Here is a 19,484-nt window from a genome sequence, read left to right as displayed (position 1 = left end):
CCCGATCACCCCCGCCTCGGACATCCTGCACGAGCTGAGCCGGCACAAGAACTTCGCCGGCCCGGTGCGGGCCGGCGGCCTCCGTGGGGACGGGGGCGCGTGATCAGAGCACGCGAACGGCGGACGTCGGCATGTAGTTGGACATCTGCTGGATGACGACGCCCTTGCTGGGGTTCGCCGCGTCCAGGTACTGCCCGCCGCCGATGTAGACGGCCACGTGGTAGGCGGAGCCGACACCGCCCCAGAAGACGAGGTCGCCCGGCTGGACCGCGCTCACGGAGATCTGGGTGCCGAAGGTCGACTGCGCCTGCGAGGTGCGCGGGAGCTCGACGCCGATGGTGCGGAAGGCGGCCTGGGTGAGACCGGAGCAGTCGTATGCGCTGGGGCCCGTGGCGCCGTAGACGTACGGCTTGCCGACCTGGGCCTTCAGGAAGCCTATGACGGAGGCGACGCTGCCCGTCGCGCTGGAGGAGGGGGCCAGTGCGGTACGCCCGGCGGAGCGCGACGCGGTCGCGGTCTCGCGTGCCTTGGCGGCCTTGGCCGCGGCGCGGTCGCGCGCGTCGGCGGCGGCCTTCTTCTTCTGGGCGGCCTTCATGGCCTCGGTGCGCGCCTCCGCGCGGGCGGCGTCCAGCTGCTGCTCGACGACGGTCTCGTCGATGGCGTCAGCGGCCTCCGCGGCGGTGACGGTGGTGGAGAGGGCGGGGATGACGGGGATGCTCCCCGTGGTCGCCGGGTCGGCGGCCGAGGGCTCGGCGTTCGCCGAAGACGACATTCCGGTCAGGGCGAGCGTTCCGATGACGCCGCCGGCGACTCCTGCGCGGCGCACCCAGTTGGGGCTCTGCGAGGCGCGTCGCCGGCGGCGTATATGCGAGGTCTGAAGGGACATGAAGACTTGGGTATCAGGCCAGGTCGGTTCCGTTCAACAAAAGTGTGATGCGCCACAGTTGGCTCTGAGGCAGTGGTATTGTCCCCTTTTCGATCTTCCTTATTCGGGACTATCGGGACATCCAATTCCAAATCCTCGTGCACGCGTTCACGTGCCTCCGGCCGCTGTCAGCACGACGTTCCGCGGCCCACCCGCACGAGTGGCGTGGCGCTATCACGGCCTCCGGTCCAGCTCCAATTTGCCTTGAGCTCTCGGCTCCTGATAACGCGACACCCCCTTCCACCAGCGGAAACACAGGAAAATGTGACTTCTGGTGATCGTTTGAGATTCCTGAGTGAGAAGATCACTGCTCATCCCCGTTCATGATCGTTCGCCGGGTGGCAGAGATCACAAAGCCCAGAGTGAACCCCGTGTCGCAGATCACAGACCAGGAGGCATAGGATGCGGGCAGCCCGGGCTTGTGAACTGCCTCACATAGAGAGGATCTAGGTGGCGTAGGGCACATTCCCAGGCACGGTCCGTCATCAGTCATCGTCGACTGGAAGGAGCGGGGACGTGAATGCCTACGCGCCCATCCTCGTGCTGGGCGGCCTCGCGGCCGGCTTCGCGATCTTCTCCGTTTTCATGGCCTCCATCATCGGCCCAAAACGGTACAACCGGGCCAAGTTGGAGGCGTATGAGTGCGGCATCGAGCCGACTCCGCAGCCGGCCGGGGGTGGCCGTTTCCCGATCAAGTACTACCTGACGGCGATGCTCTTCATCGTCTTCGACATCGAGATCGTCTTCCTCTATCCCTGGGCCGTCACCTTCGACGCCCTGGGGATCTTCGGGCTCGTGGAGATGCTCCTCTTCGTGCTCACCGTCTTCGTCGCCTACGCCTACGTATGGCGTCGTGGCGGCCTGGAATGGGACTAGGGGCGGAGAATAGCCATGGGTATTGAAGAGAAGCTGCCGAGCGGATTCCTGCTCACCTCGGTGGAGACGGCGGCCGGCTGGGTGCGGAAGGCCTCGGTCTTCCCGGCCACGTTCGGCCTCGCCTGCTGCGCCATCGAGATGATGACGACCGGGGCCGGGCGGTACGACCTGGCCCGCTTCGGCATGGAGGTCTTCCGCGGGTCCCCGCGCCAGGCGGACCTGATGATCGTGGCCGGCCGGGTGAGCCAGAAGATGGCGCCCGTCCTGCGCCAGGTCTACGACCAGATGCCGAACCCCAAGTGGGTGATCTCGATGGGGGTCTGCGCATCGAGCGGCGGGATGTTCAACAACTACGCAATTGTGCAGGGTGTTGACCATGTGGTGCCTGTTGACATTTATCTCCCCGGATGTCCGCCCCGTCCCGAAATGCTGATGGACGCCATCCTCAAGCTCCACCAGAAGATCCAGCACAGCAAGCTCGGCGTGAACCGCGAAGAGGCCGCGCGCGAGGCGGAGGAGGCGGCGCTGAAGGCGCTGCCGACCATTGAGATGAAGGGGCTCCTCCGATGACGGATTCCCCGGACACCCCGAACCCGGACAAGGACGTCAACGCGGCCAACCTGCCCGGCCAGCGCGGCGACCACGGCGAGGCGATCCGAGTCCAGCGCGGCATGTTCGGTGCCCGCAACGGCGGCGACACCTCCGGCTACGGCGGTCTGGTGCGCACCGTGCGGCTCCCGGGCGCGGCGAACCGTCCGTACGGCGGCTGGTTCGACGAGGTCGCCGACGAGCTGGAGGGCGCCCTGGAGGAGCAGGGACTCGTCCCGGACAACGCGATCGAGAAGGTCGTCGTGGACCGCGGCGAGATCACCTTCCACATCGCCGGCGAGCACCTGCCCCGGGTCGCCAGGACGCTGCGCGACGACCCGGCGCTGCGCTTCGAGCTGTGCACGGGCGTGAGCGGGGTCCACTTCCCCGAGGACAAGGGCCGCGAGCTGCACGCCGTCTACCACCTGCGCTCGATCACCCACAACCGGCTGATCCGGCTGGAGGTGAGCGTCTCCGACGCGGACCGGCACATCCCGTCGCTCGTCGAGGTCTACCCGACCAACGACTGGCACGAGCGGGAGACCTACGACTTCTTCGGGATCGTCTTCGACGGCCACCCCGCGCTGATGCGGATCATGATGCCGGACGACTGGCAGGGCCACCCGCAGCGCAAGGACTACCCCCTCGGCGGCATCCCCGTCGAATACAAGGGCGCCCAGATCCCGGCTCCGGACCAGCGGAGGTCGTACTCGTGAGCACTCACCACGCACCCCAGCAGGCATCGGAGCGGGAGACCACCGAGGGCCGGGTCTTCACGGTCACCGGCGGCGACTGGGACGAACTGTCCGAGACCGTCGGCAAGGCCGACGACGAGCGCATCGTCGTCAACATGGGCCCGCAGCACCCGTCCACCCACGGCGTGCTCCGGCTGATCCTGGAGATCGACGGCGAGACGGTCACCGAGGCCCGCTGCGGCATCGGCTACCTCCACACCGGCATCGAGAAGAACATGGAGTTCCGGACCTGGACCCAGGGGTCCACGTTCGTGACGCGCATGGACTACCTCACGCCGTTCTTCAACGAGACGGCGTACTGCCTGGCGGTGGAGAAGCTGCTCGGCATCACCGACGCGGTGCCGGACCGGGCCTCCGTCATCCGCGTGATGCTGATGGAGCTCAACCGGATCTCCTCGCACCTGGTGGCGATCGCGACCGGCGGCATGGAGCTCGGCGCCACCACGATCATGATCTACGGGTTCCGCGACCGCGAGATGATCCTGGACATCTACGAGCTGATCACCGGCCTGCGGATGAACCACGCGTACATCCGTCCCGGCGGCCTCGCCCAGGACCTGCCGCCCGGCGCCGTGGACCAGGTCCGCGAGTTCGTGAAGAAGTTCCGCAAGAACCTCCCCGAGTACGACAAGCTCGCGACCGGCAACCCGATCTTCAAGGCCCGCATGCAGGACGTGGGCTACCTGGACCTGGCCGGCTGCATGGCGCTCGGTGCCACCGGCCCGATCCTGCGCTCCGCCGGCCTGCCGCACGACCTGCGCAAGTCCCAGCCGTACTGCGGTTACGAGAACTACGAGTTCGAGGTCCCGACCGTCGACACCTGCGACTCCTACGGGCGGTTCCTGCTCCGCCTGGAGGAGATGCGGCAGTCGCTGGACATCGTCGAGCAGTGCCTGGACCGGCTGCAGCCCGGCCCGGTCATGGTCGCCGACAAGAAGATCGCCTGGCCCGCGCAGCTCGCGCTCGGCCCGGACGGGCTCGGCAACTCGCTCGACCACATCAAGAAGATCATGGGCACCTCCATGGAGGCCCTGATCCACCACTTCAAGCTGGTGACCGAGGGCTTCCGGGTCCCGGCCGGCCAGGCGTACGTCGCGGTCGAGTCGTCCAAGGGCGAACTCGGCGTCCACGTGGTCAGCGACGGGGGCACCCGCCCCTTCCGCGTCCACTTCCGCGACCCGTCCTTCACCAACCTGCAGACCATGGCGGCGATGTGCGAGGGCGGCCAGGTCGCCGACGTCATCGTCGCGGTGGCGTCCATCGACCCCGTGATGGGAGGCGTCGACCGGTGACAGAGGTATCACTCGGCATCCCCGCGATGCCCGCGCCGGACTACCCGGCCGACGTGCGGCAACGCCTGGACGCGGACGCGGCGGTCGTCATCGGCCGCTACCCCGACAGCCGCAGCGCGCTGCTGCCGCTGCTGCACCTGGTGCAGGCGGAGGAGGGCTACGTCTCCCGCACCGGCGTGCGCTTCTGCGCCGAGCAGCTGGGGCTGACCACGGCCGAGGTCACCGCGGTGTCCACCTTCTACTCGATGTACCGGCGCAAGCCGTCCGGCGAGTACCAGGTGGGGGTCTGCACCAACACCCTGTGCGCGGTCATGGGCGGCGACGCGATCTTCGACGAGCTGAAGCGCCACCTCGGCGTGGAGAACGGCGAGACGACCGAGGACGGCAAGGTCACGCTGGAGCACATCGAGTGCAACGCGGCGTGCGACTTCGCCCCCGTGGTGATGGTCAACTGGGAGTTCTTCGACAACCAGGACCCCGAGTCGGCCAAGCGGCTCGTCGACGAGCTCCGCGCCGGCCGCACCGTCGAGCCCACCCGCGGCGCTCCCCTCTGCTCGTACAAGGAGACGTCCCGGATCCTCGCCGGGTTCCCCGACGAGCGCCCCGGCGCCGTCGAGGCGAGCGGCGGCGCCGGCCCCGCCTCGCTGGCGGGCCTGCGGCTCGCCCGCGGCGAGTCCCTCCCGGGCACCGGCGCGGGCGTGCCCCGCCAGCCCTCCGCCCCGCCGCAGGACGAGAAGCCCGCGGCTCACCCCAGCTCCCACGACGCCCCACTGGACTCCGCGGTCTCGGACCCGGAGCACCCGGCGGGCCCGGTCACGCAGGAGCGCCCGACGGAAGGCGAGGAGGAGCGGTGACCATGGTCGACTCGGCGGAGAAGGTGCTGTCGCCCGTTCTCTCGGCCTTCTGGGACGACCCGCAGTCCTGGACGCTCAAGACGTACCGCCGGCACGAGGGCTACGAGGGCCTGCGCAAGGCGCTCGCCATGCCCCCGGACGACGTGATCGCCCTGGTCAAGGAGTCGGGCCTGCGCGGCCGCGGCGGCGCCGGCTTCCCCACCGGGATGAAGTGGCAGTTCATCCCGCAGGGCGACGGCAAGCCGCACTACCTCGTCGTCAACGCGGACGAGTCGGAGCCCGGGACCTGCAAGGACATCCCGCTGCTCTTCGCCAACCCGCACTCGCTGATCGAGGGCATGGCGATCGCCTGCCACGCGATCCGCTCCCGGCACGCCTTCATCTACCTGCGCGGTGAGGTCGTCCCCGTGCTGCGGCGGCTGCACCACGCGGTGGCCGAGGCGTACGAGGCCGGCCTGCTCGGCAAGAACATCCTGGGCACCGGCTTCGACCTGGAGCTGACCGTGCACGCCGGCGCGGGCGCGTACATCTGCGGCGAGGAGACCGCGCTGCTCGACTCCCTCGAGGGACGCCGCGGCCAGCCCCGGCTGCGCCCGCCCTTCCCGGCGGTCGAGGGCCTGTACGCGTGCCCGACCGTCGTGAACAACGTGGAGTCCATCGCCTCGGTGCCGTCGATCCTGCACAAGGGCAAGGAGTGGTTCCGCTCCATGGGGACCGAGAAGTCCCCGGGCTTCACGCTCTACTCGCTCAGCGGCCATGTCGCCAACCCCGGCCAGTACGAGGCCCCGCTCGGTGTCACGCTGCGCCAGCTGCTCAGCCTCAGCGGCGGGATGCGGCCCGGCCACAAGCTCAAGTTCTGGACTCCGGGGGGCTCCTCGACCCCGATGTTCACCGACGAGCACCTCGACGTCCCGCTGGACTACGAGGGCGTCGGTGCCGCCGGCTCCATGCTCGGCACCAAGGCGCTGCAGTGCTTCGACGAGACGACCTGCGTGGTGCGGGCCGTCACCCGCTGGACCGAGTTCTACGCCCACGAGTCCTGCGGCAAGTGCACCCCCTGCCGCGAGGGCACGTACTGGCTCGTCCAGTTGCTGCGCGACATCGAGGGCGGAAAGGGCACCCTGGCGGACCTCGACAAGCTCGCCGACATCGCCGACAACATCAACGGCAAGTCCTTCTGCGCCCTCGGCGACGGAGCGGCCAGCCCGATCTTCTCCTCCCTCCAGTACTTCCGCGACGAGTACGTGGAGCACCTGGAGGGCCGCGGCTGCCCCTTCGACCCGTCCAAGTCCACGGTCTGGGCCGACAAGTCTCACCTGGAGGTGAACGCGTGACCGTCACGACCAACGCCGCCTCCGGTGAGGCGGCGGTGCCGCCCGAGGACCTGGTGTCCGTCAGCATCGACGGCGTCGAGATCTCCGTGCCCAAGGGCACCCTGGTGATCCGTGCCGCCGAACTGATCGGCATCGAGATCCCGCGCTTCTGCGACCACCCCCTCCTCGACCCCGCGGGCGCCTGCCGCCAGTGCATCGTCGAGGTCGAGGGCCAGCGCAAGCCGATGGCGTCCTGCACCATCACCTGCACCGACGGGATGGTCGTCAGGACGCAACTCACCTCCGACGTCGCGGAGAAGGCCCAGCGAGGGGTGATGGAGCTGCTGCTCATCAACCACCCGCTGGACTGCCCCGTCTGCGACAAGGGCGGCGAGTGCCCGCTGCAGAACCAGGCGATGTCCGCCGGACAGGCCGACACCCGCTTCGAGGGCCGCAAGCGGACCTACGAGAAGCCGGTCCCGATCTCCACCCAGGTGCTGCTGGACCGCGAGCGCTGCGTACTGTGCGCCCGCTGCACCCGCTTCTCGAACCAGATCGCGGGCGACCCGATGATCGAGCTGCTGGAGCGCGGCGCGCTGCAGCAGGTCGGCACCGGCGAGGGCGACCCCTTCCAGTCCTACTTCTCCGGCAACACCATCCAGATCTGCCCGGTCGGCGCCCTGACCTCGGCCGCCTACCGCTTCCGCTCCCGCCCGTTCGACCTGGTCTCCTCGCCGAGCGTCTGCGAGCACTGCGCGGGCGGCTGCGCCACCCGTACCGACCACCGGCGCGGCAAGGTCATGCGCCGGCTCGCGCAGGACGACCCCGAGGTCAACGAGGAGTGGATCTGCGACAAGGGCCGCTTCGGCTTCCGCTACGCGCAGCGCCCCGAGCGGCTCACCACCCCGCTGGTGCGCAACGCCGACAGCGGTGAACTGGAGCCCGCGAGCTGGCCCGAGGCCCTGGAGGCCGCGGCCCGCGGTCTCGCGGCGGCCCGCGGCCGCACGGGCGTGCTGACCGGTGGCCGGCTCACCGTCGAGGACGCGTACGCCTACGCGAAGTTCGCCCGCGTCGTCCTCGACACCAACGACGTCGACTTCCGGGCCCGCGCCCACTCCGCGGAGGAGGCCGACTTCCTGGCGGCCGCCGTGGCCGGTCGCGGCCGGGACCTGTCCGGCGACGGCGTCACCTACGCCCTGCTGGAGCGGGCCCCCGCCGTCCTGCTGGCCGGGCTGGAGGCCGAGGAGGAGGCGCCCGGCGTCTTCCTGCGACTGCGCAAGGCCTGGCGCAAGCACAAGCAGCGCACCTTCGCGCTGGCTCCGTTCGCCACCTGGGGACTGGAGAAGGCGGGCGGCACGCTGCTGCCGGCCGCGCCCGGCACCGAGACCGAGTGGCTGGACGCCCTGGCCAGTGGCGTCGGTCTGGACGGGAACGGCCTCGCCGCCCACGAGGCGCTGCGCGCCGAGGGCGCGGTCGTGCTGGTCGGTGAACGGCTGGCCGCCGTCCCCGGCGCCCTGACCGCGGTGATCCGCTTCGCGCAGGCGACCGGCGCCCGGCCGGCGTGGATCCCGCGCCGGGCGGGCGAGCGCGGCGCGGTCGAGGCGGGCGCCCTGCCCGGGCTGCTGCCCGGCGGCCGTCAGGTCACCGACCCGCTCGCCCGTGACGAGGTCGCCGGGGTGTGGGGCGTGACCACGCTCCCGTCCCGGCACGGCCGCGACACCGGCCGCATCCTGGAGGCGGCGGCGAGCGGCGAGCTCGGCGCGTTGCTGGTCGGCGGCGTCGAGCCGGCCGACCTGCCCGACCCGGCCAAGGCCCGTGAGGCCCTGGACGCGGCGGGCTTCGTGGTCAGCCTGGAGCAGCGGCCCGGCGAGGTCACCGACCGCGCCGACGTCGTCCTGCCGGTCGCCGCGGTCGCCGAGAAGGCCGGCACCTTCCTCAACTGGGAAGGACGAGTCCGGCTCTTCGAGGCCGCGATCAAGCCGGGCCAGCAGGTCCAGCGCCACCAGTACCCGGACGCCAGGGTGCTGACCATGCTCGCCGACGCGATGGACGTCTCCCTCGGTCTGGCCGACGTCCGCGCCGCCCGCGCCGAGCTGTCCCGGCTCGCCCCCTACGAGGGCCCGCGCGCCGCGGCCCCGGAGGAGACCGGCCGGGCGCTGCCGAAGCCGGGCAGCGGCGAGGCGGTCCTCGCGGGCCACCGGCTGCTGCTCGACCAGGGGCTGCTGCAGCAGGGCGACGACGCCCTCGCCGGCACCCGCCACCCGGCGGTCGCCCGCCTGTCGGCGGCCACCGCGCGGGAGATCGGCGTCGCCGACGGCGAGCCGGTCGACGTGACCGGCCCGCTGGGCTCGGTCCGGCTGCCGCTGCAGGTGACGGCGATGGCCGACCGGGTCGTGTGGGTGCCCCTCAACTCGGTCGGCGGGGGAGTCGCCTCGGACACGGGCGCCCTGCCCGGCCAGGTCGTCCGGATCGCCCCGGCCGCCGTGGACGCCGCTGCCGCACCGGAGGTGACCCCGTGACGGGACTGACGATGCTCGCCGCCGAGGACCTGTCCATGTTCGGGCGGGACCCGTGGTGGCTGGTCGCCATCAAGGCGGTCTTCTGCTTCGCCTTCCTGATGCTGACCGTGCTCTTCTCCATCGTGTGGGAGCGCAAGGTCGTCGCGTGGATGCAGCTGCGCATCGGCCCCAACCGGCACGGCCCCTGGGGCATGCTCCAGTCGCTCGCCGACGGCATCAAGCTGATGCTCAAGGAAGACCTGATCGTCAAGAAGGCCGACACGGTGGTGTACGTGCTGGCCCCGATCGTGGCGGCCATCCCGGCCTTCATGGCGATCGCGGTGATCCCCTTCGGTCCGGCGGACAACGAGATCTCGATCTTCGGCCACCGCACGCCGATGCAGCTCACCGACCTGCCGATCGGCATCCTCTACATCCTGGCCACCGCGTCGGTCGGCATCTACGGCATCGTGCTGGCCGGCTGGTCGTCCGGCTCGACCTACCCGCTCCTCGGCGGACTGCGCTCCTGCGCGCAGATGATCTCGTACGAGATCGCGATGGGCGTCGCCTTCGCGTCGGTCTTCCTCTACTCCGGCTCGATGTCGACCTCGCAGATCGTCGCGCAGCAGCAGGACCGCTGGTACATCCTGCTGCTGCCGGTCTCCTTCATCATCTACATCGGCACGATGGTCGGCGAGACCAACCGCGCCCCCTTCGACATGCCCGAGTCCGAGGGCGACCTGGTCGGCGGCTTCAACACCGAGTACTCGTCGATCAAGTTCGCGCTCTTCATGCTCGCCGAGTACGTGAACATGGTGACCGTCTCGGCGGTGGCGACCACCCTCTTCCTGGGCGGCTGGCGGGCACCGTGGCCGATCAGCACCTTCTGGGAGGGCGCCAACCACGGCTGGTGGCCGCTGCTGTGGTTCGTGGTCAAGGTGCAGTTGCTGCTCTTCCTCTTCATCTGGCTCCGCGGCACGCTGCCCCGTGTCCGCTACGACCAGCTGATGAAGCTGGGCTGGAAGGTCCTGATCCCGGTCTCGATGGTGTGGCTGATGCTGGTCGCCACCGTCCGGGCGCTGCGCAACGAGAACTACGACTTCCAGTCGATCGTGCTCTACGTCGGCGGGGGCGTCGTCCTGCTGCTGCTGGTCTCGCTGGTCTTCGACGTCTTCCGCGACCGCGGCGAGAAGGCGAAGGAGGCGGCCGAACAGGCCGGGCCGCAGGAGCCGTTCGACCCCATGGCGGGCGGGTACCCCGTGCCGCCGCTGCCCGGCCAGGAGCTGCCGCCCGTCCCGCGGCGGCCGTCCCGCGCGGAGCGTCAACTCGTAGGCAAGGAGGCCGACGATGCCTGAGTTCCTGGGCCCGGTCGCGGGCTTCGGCGTGACCTTCAAGGCCATGTTCAAGAAGCGGCTGACCGAGCAGTACCCCGAGGAGAAGAAGCCCACGGCGCCGCGGTTCCACGGCCGCCACCAGCTCAACCGGCACCCGGACGGGCTGGAGAAGTGCGTCGGCTGCGAGCTGTGCGCCTGGGCCTGCCCCGCCGACGCCATCTATGTCGAGGGCGCCGACAACACCGACGAGGAGCGCTACTCGCCGGGTGAGCGCTACGGCCGCGTCTACCAGATCAACTACGCCCGCTGCATCCTGTGCGGTCTGTGCATCGAGGCCTGCCCGACCCGGGCGCTGACGATGACCAACGAGTACGAGCTCGCCGACAGCAGCCGCGAGTCGCTGATCTTCACCAAGGAGCAGCTGCTCGCGGGCCTGGAGGAGGGCATGGTCGACTCCCCGCACGCGATCTTCCCCGGCATGGACGAGGGCGACTACTACCGCGGCGCGGTGACGCACGCGGCTCCCGGCACCGAGCGTCAGGTCGCGGTCTCCAAGGGCGAGAAGCCCGACGAGACGGTCCGGGGCGAGGACGACCGGGACGGCCGGGCCGCCGAGGTTCCCGCGGCCGGCGGTACCGCTCCGGCGGGAACGGGAGGCGAGGCATGAACGGCGTGACCACGCTGACGACGCTGGCCGCTTACACCACCTCCACCGGGGAGGCGGTCCAGTTCTGGGTGCTGGGCACCGTCGCGGTGCTCGGCGCGCTCGCGACCGTGCTCATGAAGAAGGCCGTGCACAGCGCGCTGTCGCTCGCCGGGACGATGATCGTCCTGGCGGTCTTCTATCTCGCCCAGGGCGCGTACTTCCTCGGCGTCGTCCAGATCGTCGTCTACACCGGCGCGATCATGATGCTCTTCCTCTTCGTCGTCATGCTGGTCGGCATCACCGCCGCCGACTCGCTGAAGGAGACGCTGAAGGGACAGCGCTGGCTCGCCGCCGGAGCCGGCATCGGCTTCGGGGTCCTGCTCATCGCCGGCATCGCCAACGCGTCGATCAAGAACTTCGAGGGGATCGGCCGGGCCAACGCCGGCGGCAACGTCGAGGGACTGGCCTCCCTGATCTTCACCAAGTACGTGTGGGCCTTCGAGATCACCGGCGCGCTGCTGATCACCGCCGCCGTCGGTGCGATGGTCCTCACCCACCGCGAGCGCACCGAGGCCCGCGCCACCCAGCGCGAACTCGCCGAGCGGCGCGTGCGCGAGGGCAAGCAGCTCACCCCGCTCCCCGCGCCCGGCGTCTACGCCCGCAACAACGCGGTCGACGTCCCCGGCCTGCTGCCGGACGGCACGGTCTCGGAGCTCAGCGTCAGCCCGACGCTGCGCGGCCGCGGCCAGTTCCGGGACGTGTCCGCGGAGGCGGTCGCCAAGGTCGCCGAGCTGGAACAGCGCTCCGAGGAGGCGTCGAAGTGAATCCGGTCAACTACCTGTACCTGTCGGCGCTGCTGTTCACCATCGGCGCGGCCGGGGTGCTGATCCGGCGCAACGCGATCATCGTCTTCATGTGCGTCGAGCTGATGCTGAACGCCGCCAACCTGGCGTTCGTCACCTTCTCCCGCATGCACGGCAACCTCGACGGCCAGATCATCGCCTTCTTCACGATGGTCGTCGCCGCCGCGGAGGTCGTCGTGGGCCTGGCGATCATCGTGACGATCTTCCGCTCCCGCCACTCGGCCTCGGTCGACGACGCCAGCCTGATGAAGCTCTAAGGGGTAGCGACAGTGGACTACTTGATCGGATGGCTCGTCCTCCTGCCGCTGCTGGGCGCCGGTGTGCTGCTCACCGGCGGACGGAGGCTGGACCGTACGGGCCACTGGATCGGCACCGTGCTCGCGGGGTCGTCCTTCGTCGTCGCGGCGGTGCTCTTCTTCGACATGCTCGGCCGCAGCGGCGAGGACCGCGCGCTGCACTCGACCGCCTTCACCTGGATCTCGGTGGGCGGCTTCCACGCGGACGTGGCGTTCCAGCTCGACCAGCTGTCGATGACCTTCGCCCTGCTGATCACCGGTGTGGGCACGCTCATCCACATCTACTCGATCGGCTACATGGAGCACGACGAGCGGCGCCGCCGCTTCTTCGGCTACCTCAACCTCTTCCTCGCGGCGATGCTCCTGCTGGTCCTCGCCGACAACTACCTGCTGCTGTACGTCGGCTGGGAGGGCGTGGGCCTCGCCTCGTACCTGCTGATCGGCTTCTGGCAGCACAAGCCCAGCGCCGCGACCGCGGCCAAGAAGGCCTTCATCGTCAACCGCGTCGGCGACGTCGGCCTGTCGATCGCGATCATGCTGATGTTCACCACCTTCGGCACCTTCACCTTCGGGCCGGTCCTCGGCGCGGTGGACGGGGCGAGCGAGGGCGTCCTGACCGGCATCGGCCTGATGCTGCTGCTCGCCGCCTGCGGCAAGTCGGCCCAGGTCCCGCTGCAGTCCTGGCTCGGCGACGCGATGGAGGGCCCGACCCCGGTCTCGGCCCTGATCCACGCGGCGACGATGGTGACGGCGGGCGTCTACCTGATCACCCGTTCCGGCGCGATCTTCGACGCCGCGCCCACCGCCCAGGTGGCCGTGGTGACGGTCGGCGCGGTCACCCTCCTCTTCGGTGCGATCGTCGGTTGCGCGAAGGACGACATCAAGAAGGCGCTGGCCGGCTCGACGATGTCGCAGATCGGCTACATGGTGATGGCCGCGGGCCTCGGCCCGATCGGCTACGTCTTCGCGATCATGCACCTGGTCACCCACGGCTTCTTCAAGGCCGGGCTCTTCCTCGGCGCCGGATCGGTCATGCACGGCATGAACGACGAGGTGGACATGCGGAAGTACGGGGGCCTGCGGAAGTACATGCCGGTCACCTTCGTCACCTTCGGGCTCGGCTACCTCGCGATCATCGGCTTCCCCGGCCTGTCCGGCTTCTTCTCCAAGGACAAGATCATCGAGGCCGCCTTCGCCAAGGGCGGCACCGAGGGCTGGATCCTCGGCGGCGCGGCCCTGCTGGGCGCGGGGATCACCGCGTTCTACATGACCCGCGTGATGCTGATGACCTTCTTCGGCGAGAAGCGCTGGGAGCCGGACGCCGAGGGCCACGAGCCGCACCCGCACGAGTCCCCGAAGTCGATGACGATCCCCATGGTCGTCCTGGCCTTCGGCTCGGTCTTCGCCGGCTTCCTGTTCAGCTGGAACGAGGCCTTCGTGAAGTGGCTGGAGCCGGTCACCAGCTTCGAGGAGGCCCACCCGCCGATGGGTGCCGCGGCCGTCACCGGCGCCACGATGCTGGTGATGGTGCTCGGCGTGGGCCTGGCCTGGGCCATGTACGGACGCCGCCCGGTCCCGGTGGTCGCCCCGCGCGGCAGCCTGCTCACCCGCGCCGCCCGGCGCGACCTGCTCCAGGACGACTTCAACCACGTCGCCCTGGTGCTGCCCGGCGAGTACCTCACCCGCGGCCTGGTCTACCTGGACCACAAGGGCGTGGACGGCGCCGTCAACGGCACCGCGGCCGCCGTCGGCGGCCTCTCCGGCCGGATGCGCCGTCTCCAGAACGGTTATGTGCGCAGCTACGCCGTGTCGATGCTGGCGGGCACCGCGGTGCTGGTCGCCGCGACGCTGCTGATGAGGGGTGTTGCCTGATGTCCGTCCCCCTGCTCACCCTGACCGCCGGGCTGCCGGCGCTGGGTGCGATCGCCACGGCCGCCGTTCCGGCGGGCCGGCGCGGGGCCGCGAAGTGGCTGGCCCTGGGCGTCTCGCTGGCGACCCTCGTGCTGGCCGCGATCGTGTTCGTCCGCTTCGACCCGGGCGGCGACCGCTACCAGCTCACCGAGTCCCACGCCTGGATCGCCGACTTCGGGGTCCGGTACGAACTCGGCGTGGACGGCATCGCCGTCGCGCTCATCGGGCTGACCGCGCTGCTCATCCCGTTCATCATCGCGGCGGGCTGGCACGACGCCGACCCTCTGGAGGAGAAGAACCCCAACCGCCGCTGGCGGCCCACCCAGGGCTTCTTCGCGTTGATCCTGCTGGTCGAGGCGATGGTGATCATCTCCTTCGAGGCCACGGACGTCTTCCTCTTCTACATCTTCTTCGAGGCCATGCTCATCCCGATGTACTTCCTCATCGGCGGCTTCGGGGACCGTGCCCACGAGCACGGCGAGGAGGAGGCGGCCCGCCAGCGGTCCTACGCGGCGGTGAAGTTCCTGCTCTACAACCTGGCCGGCGGGCTCATCATGCTGGCCGCGGTCATCGGGCTCTACGCCGTCACCGCCGACCAGCTCGGCCAGGGCACCTTCTCCCTCCAGGAGATCCTCCAGGCCCGGGCGGCCGGCAAGCTCGAGATGTCCGAGACCGCCGAACGCGCCCTGTTCCTGGGCTTCTTCTTCGCGTTCGCGGTCAAGGCCCCGCTGTTCCCGCTGCACACCTGGCTGCCCAACGCCATGGGCGAGGCCACGGCGCCGGTCGCCGTGCTGATCACCGCGGTCGTCGACAAGGTCGGCACCTTCGCGATGCTCCGCTTCTGCCTCCAGCTCTTCCCCGAGGCCAGCAAGTGGGCGACGCCGGTGATCCTGGTGCTGGCGCTGATCAGCATCATCTACGGCGCCCTGCTCGCCGTCGGCCAGCGCGACATCAAGCGGCTGGTGGCCTACGCGTCCATCTCCCACTTCGGCTTCATCATCCTGGGCATCTTCGCGATGACCTCCCAGGGCCAGGGCGGCGCGACGCTGTACATGGTCAACCACGGCATCTCCACCGCCGCGCTGATGCTGGTCGCGGGCTTCCTGATCTCCCGCCGCGGCTCCCGGCTCATCGCCTCCTATGGCGGGGTGCAGAAGGTGGCCCCGGTGCTGGCCGGCACCTTCCTGATCGGCGGACTGGCCACCCTGTCGCTGCCGGGGCTCGCGCCCTTCGTCAGCGAGTTCCTCGTCCTCGTCGGGACGTTCAGCCGCTACCCGGCCGTCGGGATCGTCGCCACCGCCGGCATCGTCCTCGCCGCGCTGTACGTCCTCGTCCTCTACCAGCGGACGATGACCGGCCCGGTGAAGGCCGGGGTCGAGGGCATGCCCGACCTGAAGGTCCGGGAACTCGCCGTCGTGGCGCCGCTGATCGCGCTGCTGCTCCTGCTCGGCGTCTACCCGAAGCCGCTGACCGACGTCGTCAACCCGGCGGTCGGGCAGACGCTCTCCGACGTGCACAAGACCGACCCCAAGCCGGCGCTGGAGGCATCCAAGTGAGCAGCACAGTTGCTGTCCACAGCCTGTGGACAACGGCGGCACCGCTCGCCGCCGACAAGATCACCGCGCCGAAGATCGAGTATGCCCAGCTCGCCCCGGTCCTGATCGTCTTCGGTGTGGCCATCCTCGGCATCCTCATCGAGGCTTTCCTGCCGCGGCGCTTCCGCTACACCGGTCAGGTCGGCCTCGCGGTCGTCGGCATGGCCGCCGCCTTCGCCGCGGTCGTGGCGCTCGCGGCGGGCGGCTACGCGACGACCAAGGCGCACATCGCCGCCATGGGCGCGGTCGCGGTCGACGGCCCGGCCCTCTTCCTGCAGGGCACGATCCTGCTGGTGGGCCTGGTCGGGGTGTTCACCTTCGCCGAACGCCGGCTCGACCCCAAGGCGCACGGCCGGCACGTCGACTCCTTCGCCGCGCAGGGCTCCGCCGTACCCGGCAGCGACCAGGAGAAGGACGCCGTCAAGGCCGGCTTCACCACCACCGAGGTCTTCCCGCTGCTGATGTTCGCCATCGGCGGCATGCTGATCTTCCCGGCGGCCAACGACCTGCTGACGCTCTTCATCGCCCTGGAGGTCTTCTCCCTCCCGCTCTACCTGCTCTGCGCGCTGGCCCGGCGCCGGCGCCTGATGTCGCAGGAGGCGGCGGTCAAGTACTTCCTGCTGGGCGCCTTCTCCTCCGCCTTCCTGCTCTTCGGCATCGCCCTGCTGTACGGCTACGCGGGCACCGTCTCGTACTCGGGCATCGCCTCGGTCGTCGACGGCACCGCCAAGCTCACCCCGGCGCTGGCCGACTCGGCGGGCAACGACGCGCTGCTGCTGATCGGCGCCGCGCTGGTCGGCATGGGGCTGCTGTTCAAGGTGGGCGCCGTGCCGTTCCACATGTGGACGCCGGACGTCTACGAGGGCGCGCCGACCCCGGTCACCGGCTTCATGGCCGCGGCCACCAAGGTCGCCGCCTTCGGCGCGCTGCTGCGGCTGCTCTACGTGGTCCTGCCGGAACTGCGCTGGGACTGGCGGCCGGTGTTGTGGGGCGTCGCGATCCTCACGATGCTGGTCGGCGCGATCGTGGCGGTCACCCAGACCGACGTGAAGCGCCTGCTCGCGTACTCCTCGATCGCGCACGCCGGCTTCATCCTGGCCGGTGTCATCGCGACCACGCCGGAGGGCGTCTCCTCGGTGCTCTTCTACCTGGCGGCGTACTCCTTCGTGACGCTGGGCGCCTTCGCGGTCGTCACGCTGGTGCGCGACGCCGGCGGGGAGGCCACGCACCTGTCGCGCTGGGCGGGTCTGGGGCGGCGCTCCCCGCTGGTGGCAGCGGTCTTCGCGGTCTTCCTGCTCGCCTTCGCCGGCATCCCGCTGACCTCGGGCTTCGCCGGGAAGTTCGCGGTCTTCAGCGCGGCCGCGCAGGGCGGTGCGATGCCGCTGGTCATCGTCGGTGTGGTGTCGTCCGCCATCGCGGCCTTCTTCTACATCCGGGTCATCGTGCTGATGTTCTTCAGCGAGCCCAAGGCCGACGGCCCCTCCGTCGCCGTGCCCTCGCCGCTGACGTCCACGGCCATCGCGCTCGGTGTCGCGGTCACCCTCGTGCTGGGCGTCGCGCCGCAGTACTTCCTGGACCTCGCGAGCCAGGCGGGTGTCTTCGTCCGCTGACCCCGGCGGCCTCCGCGCCCCGCGACCGGTTCTCCGGTCGCGGGGCGCGCCGCTGTGTGGACCCGGTCGGCGCTCGGGCGGGCCGTACGCGCATCCGCTCGCCCCGCGCCCTGAAGGGGTCGGAAACCCGCGGCCGGGCCGGGCTGCGGCCTGCTCGGGGTTTGGTGTGGTGAAGCCGGACGGGGTGGGGATGCCGGGGCCGGTGGCCTCGGCGACGGCGTCGGCACGCGGAGCCAGATGCGAGCGGGTCGGCCGCGGCCACTCCGGGCCGGTCGCGGCCCTGCCGCGTGCCTGGCACGTGCCCGGCCGCCGACGCGGGCCCGGGCCCGGGCCCGGGTCTTGGAGGGTGGCAGGAGCCGCCGACAGGCGTGCGGAGCGCCCGGATACCGGGAGGGCGTCGCGAAGGTCCGTCCGTGCCGTCTGACGGGCCTCGGACGCACGCGTCGGTCACCGGTGGGCGGCGCGCGCCGGGCGGCTTCGTCCGGCCGCATCCGCGGTTCCGCCCGAGCGGCGGCGGGTGCGCCCGGGCCGGCCGCGACAAGGGGTGCCCTGAATGCGCTGCCTCGCCGGCCCGCGCCGAGGCGGCGCCGTGCGCCTCCCGGGGCGGTGCCCTCGTTGCCGTTTAGGCATGAGGCTTTGTCGAACCCGCGAGAACGGCCGGACCATCGCCACGGAACGGAGGTACGCGACATGACGAACGGCATGACGAACGAGGGGGCGGCCGCGGTGGACGGGGGCGCCTACGACGTGGTGGTCATCGGCGGCGGCGCGGCGGGGCTCGGCGGCGCGCTCACCCTGGCGCGGGCCCGCCGCCCGGTCCTGGTGATCGACGCGGGGCGCCCGCGCAACGCACCGGCGGCCGGCGTCCACGGCTACCCGGCCCGTGAGGGCACCCCGCCCGCCGAGCTGCCGGCCGCGGCCCGTGCGGAGGTCGCCGGCTACGGGGGCGTCTTCCGGGAGGGCTCCGTGGCCGCCGCGGAACGCCGGCCCGCGGGGGCTTCCGGGTCGTCCTCGCCGACGGGGCGGCCTTCCGCGCCGCCCGGCTGCTGGTGGCGACGGGCCTGACCGACGAGCTCCCCGGCGTCCCGGGGCTCGCCGGGCGCCGGGGGCGCGAGGTGCTGCACTGCCCGTACTGCCACGGCTGGGAGGTGCGCGACCGTCCCATCGGCGTCCTGGCGACCGGGCCGCTCGCGGTGCACACGGCCCTGCTGTGGCGGCAGTGGAGCGCGGACGTGACGCTCTTCCTGCACACCGGGCCCGAGCCCACCGACGAGGGGTACGAGCAACTGGCCGCCCGGGGTGTCGCGGTGGTCGACGGCAGGGTCACCGGCCTGGAGGTGGCGGACGACCGGCTCGGCGGGGTCGTCCTGGACGGGGGCCGCGTCATCCCCGTCCGGGCCCTGGTCGTCACCCCCCCCGGTTGGTCGCGCGCACCGACGGCCTCGATGGCCTCGGGCTGCGGACGGAGGAGCAGGAGGCGGGCGGCCACGCCGTCGGCAGCCGCGTCGCCGCGGATCCGGCCGGCGCGACCGATGTGCCCGGCGTGTGGGTGGCGGGCAATGCCACCGGCCTCTTCGACCAGGTCGTCGGCGCCGCCGCGGCGGGTGTGCGCGCGGGTACGGCGATCAACGCCGACCTGATCGCCGACGAGACCCGCCGCGCGGTCGCCGCTCGCCGTGCGACCCCGTTGGAGGCCTTCTCCGCGCGCGCCGAGGCTGCGGTGTGCGCACGGGTCCTCGGAGACCGCCGCCACGGGTTCTGAGGCCCCGCGGGTGGCGGCGCGGGGCGGCCCGCGGACCGGAGCCGCCCCGCCGCCGCCAACGCCGCCGCGTCGGGATCGAGCCAACCGGCTTTCCGAGCCCGCCTTTCCGACCTGGGCCCGTCCTCGACAGCGCGGCGAATTCGGCCACTTCGGGCTCGGTGAACAACTCTTCTCGATTGTCTAAAGAGTTCGCAATGTCCGGAAAAGTCTTGCAGTGGGGGTCAATTCGGGCTTAGCTTCCTTTCAGGTCACGGTCGGGAGGGGCCGATGAATACCGTGATCATTGGGGGGATTACGTGGTGAGATCCGCGTTCGCGGTCGACCCTGCCGTACCGGGGCTGATCGTGAAGATCGGACATTATCCGC

At 70.8% G+C, this 19,484-nt stretch carries 15 protein-coding genes and 1 pseudogene; 15 read left to right on the top strand and 1 reads right to left on the bottom strand.

From position 1 onward, the window contains the following. Positions 1-103 precede the first annotated feature (103 nt). Complete coding sequence (locus AB0F62_RS23590) at positions 104-886, bottom strand: C40 family peptidase (protein WP_361802347.1); 783 nt, start codon at positions 884-886, stop codon at positions 104-106. A gap of 555 nt (positions 887-1,441) precedes the next feature. Here AB0F62_RS23590 and AB0F62_RS23585 point away from each other — a divergent pair. From AB0F62_RS23585 to AB0F62_RS23515, 15 genes and pseudogenes are all read left to right on the top strand, one after another. Beyond that, the gene (locus AB0F62_RS23585) at positions 1,442-1,801 is read left to right on the top strand and encodes an NADH-quinone oxidoreductase subunit A (protein ID WP_361802344.1); all 360 of its coding nucleotides are present in this window, start codon (positions 1,442-1,444) and stop codon (positions 1,799-1,801) included. Between the two features lie 15 nt (positions 1,802-1,816). Further along, positions 1,817-2,371 carry an NADH-quinone oxidoreductase subunit B family protein gene (locus tag AB0F62_RS23580; RefSeq protein ID WP_361802341.1) on the top strand — a complete coding sequence of 185 codons (555 nt, stop codon included), beginning with the start codon at positions 1,817-1,819 and terminating at the stop codon, positions 2,369-2,371. Further along, the gene (locus AB0F62_RS23575; RefSeq protein WP_361802338.1) at positions 2,368-3,105 is read left to right on the top strand and encodes an NADH-quinone oxidoreductase subunit C; all 738 of its coding nucleotides are present in this window, start codon (positions 2,368-2,370) and stop codon (positions 3,103-3,105) included. The genes AB0F62_RS23580 and AB0F62_RS23575 overlap by 4 nt, the downstream gene beginning before the upstream one ends. Continuing rightward, positions 3,102-4,436, top strand: a complete 1,335-nt coding sequence (locus tag AB0F62_RS23570) for an NADH-quinone oxidoreductase subunit D (protein WP_361802335.1) — start codon at positions 3,102-3,104, stop codon at positions 4,434-4,436. The genes AB0F62_RS23575 and AB0F62_RS23570 overlap by 4 nt, the downstream gene beginning before the upstream one ends. Before the next feature lie 26 nt (positions 4,437-4,462). Then, on the top strand, positions 4,463-5,290 hold the full coding sequence (nuoE, locus tag AB0F62_RS23565; protein WP_361802365.1) for an NADH-quinone oxidoreductase subunit NuoE: 828 nt from the start codon (positions 4,463-4,465) through the stop codon (positions 5,288-5,290). Between the two features lie 2 nt (positions 5,291-5,292). Then, positions 5,293-6,624: an NADH-quinone oxidoreductase subunit NuoF gene (nuoF, locus tag AB0F62_RS23560; RefSeq protein WP_361802362.1), complete on the top strand. Its 1,332-nt coding sequence runs from the start codon at positions 5,293-5,295 to the stop codon at positions 6,622-6,624. Continuing rightward, positions 6,621-9,122, top strand: a complete 2,502-nt coding sequence (locus tag AB0F62_RS23555; protein WP_361802332.1) for an NADH-quinone oxidoreductase subunit G — start codon at positions 6,621-6,623, stop codon at positions 9,120-9,122. The genes nuoF and AB0F62_RS23555 overlap by 4 nt, the downstream gene beginning before the upstream one ends. Positions 9,123-9,133: 11 nt before the next feature. After that, a complete protein-coding gene (nuoH, locus tag AB0F62_RS23550) occupies positions 9,134-10,456 on the top strand; it encodes an NADH-quinone oxidoreductase subunit NuoH (protein ID WP_361802359.1) in 1,323 nt (440 codons plus the stop codon). Continuing rightward, positions 10,449-11,102 carry an NADH-quinone oxidoreductase subunit NuoI gene (gene nuoI / locus AB0F62_RS23545; protein WP_361802329.1) on the top strand — a complete coding sequence of 218 codons (654 nt, stop codon included), beginning with the start codon at positions 10,449-10,451 and terminating at the stop codon, positions 11,100-11,102. The genes nuoH and nuoI overlap by 8 nt, the downstream gene beginning before the upstream one ends. Beyond that, entirely contained in the window at positions 11,099-11,905 is an 807-nt protein-coding gene (locus AB0F62_RS23540) for an NADH-quinone oxidoreductase subunit J (RefSeq protein ID WP_361802326.1), read from the top strand. Before nuoI ends, AB0F62_RS23540 begins: the two co-directional genes overlap by 4 nt. Beyond that, a complete protein-coding gene (gene nuoK / locus AB0F62_RS23535; protein WP_018558801.1) occupies positions 11,902-12,201 on the top strand; it encodes an NADH-quinone oxidoreductase subunit NuoK in 300 nt (99 codons plus the stop codon). The genes AB0F62_RS23540 and nuoK overlap by 4 nt, the downstream gene beginning before the upstream one ends. A 12-nt stretch (positions 12,202-12,213) precedes the next feature. Next, the gene (nuoL, locus tag AB0F62_RS23530) at positions 12,214-14,112 is read left to right on the top strand and encodes an NADH-quinone oxidoreductase subunit L (RefSeq protein ID WP_361802323.1); all 1,899 of its coding nucleotides are present in this window, start codon (positions 12,214-12,216) and stop codon (positions 14,110-14,112) included. Further along, complete coding sequence (locus AB0F62_RS23525) at positions 14,112-15,707, top strand: NADH-quinone oxidoreductase subunit M (RefSeq protein WP_361802320.1); 1,596 nt, start codon at positions 14,112-14,114, stop codon at positions 15,705-15,707. Before nuoL ends, AB0F62_RS23525 begins: the two co-directional genes overlap by 1 nt. Beyond that, positions 15,704-17,356 carry an NADH-quinone oxidoreductase subunit NuoN gene (gene nuoN / locus AB0F62_RS23520; protein WP_361802317.1) on the top strand — a complete coding sequence of 551 codons (1,653 nt, stop codon included), beginning with the start codon at positions 15,704-15,706 and terminating at the stop codon, positions 17,354-17,356. The genes AB0F62_RS23525 and nuoN overlap by 4 nt, the downstream gene beginning before the upstream one ends. Before the next feature lie 702 nt (positions 17,357-18,058). Continuing rightward, positions 18,059-19,118, top strand: a pseudogene (locus tag AB0F62_RS23515) (NAD(P)/FAD-dependent oxidoreductase). The last annotated feature ends 366 nt before the right edge of the window (positions 19,119-19,484 follow it).

The sequence above is a fragment of the Streptomyces sp. NPDC026673 genome, assembly GCF_040638135.1.
In the GTDB taxonomy this organism is placed as follows: Bacteria; Actinomycetota; Actinomycetes; order Streptomycetales; family Streptomycetaceae; genus Actinacidiphila.
Note: the sequence above shows the minus strand (reverse complement) of the source record. Positions and strands in the feature narration are given on the sequence as shown.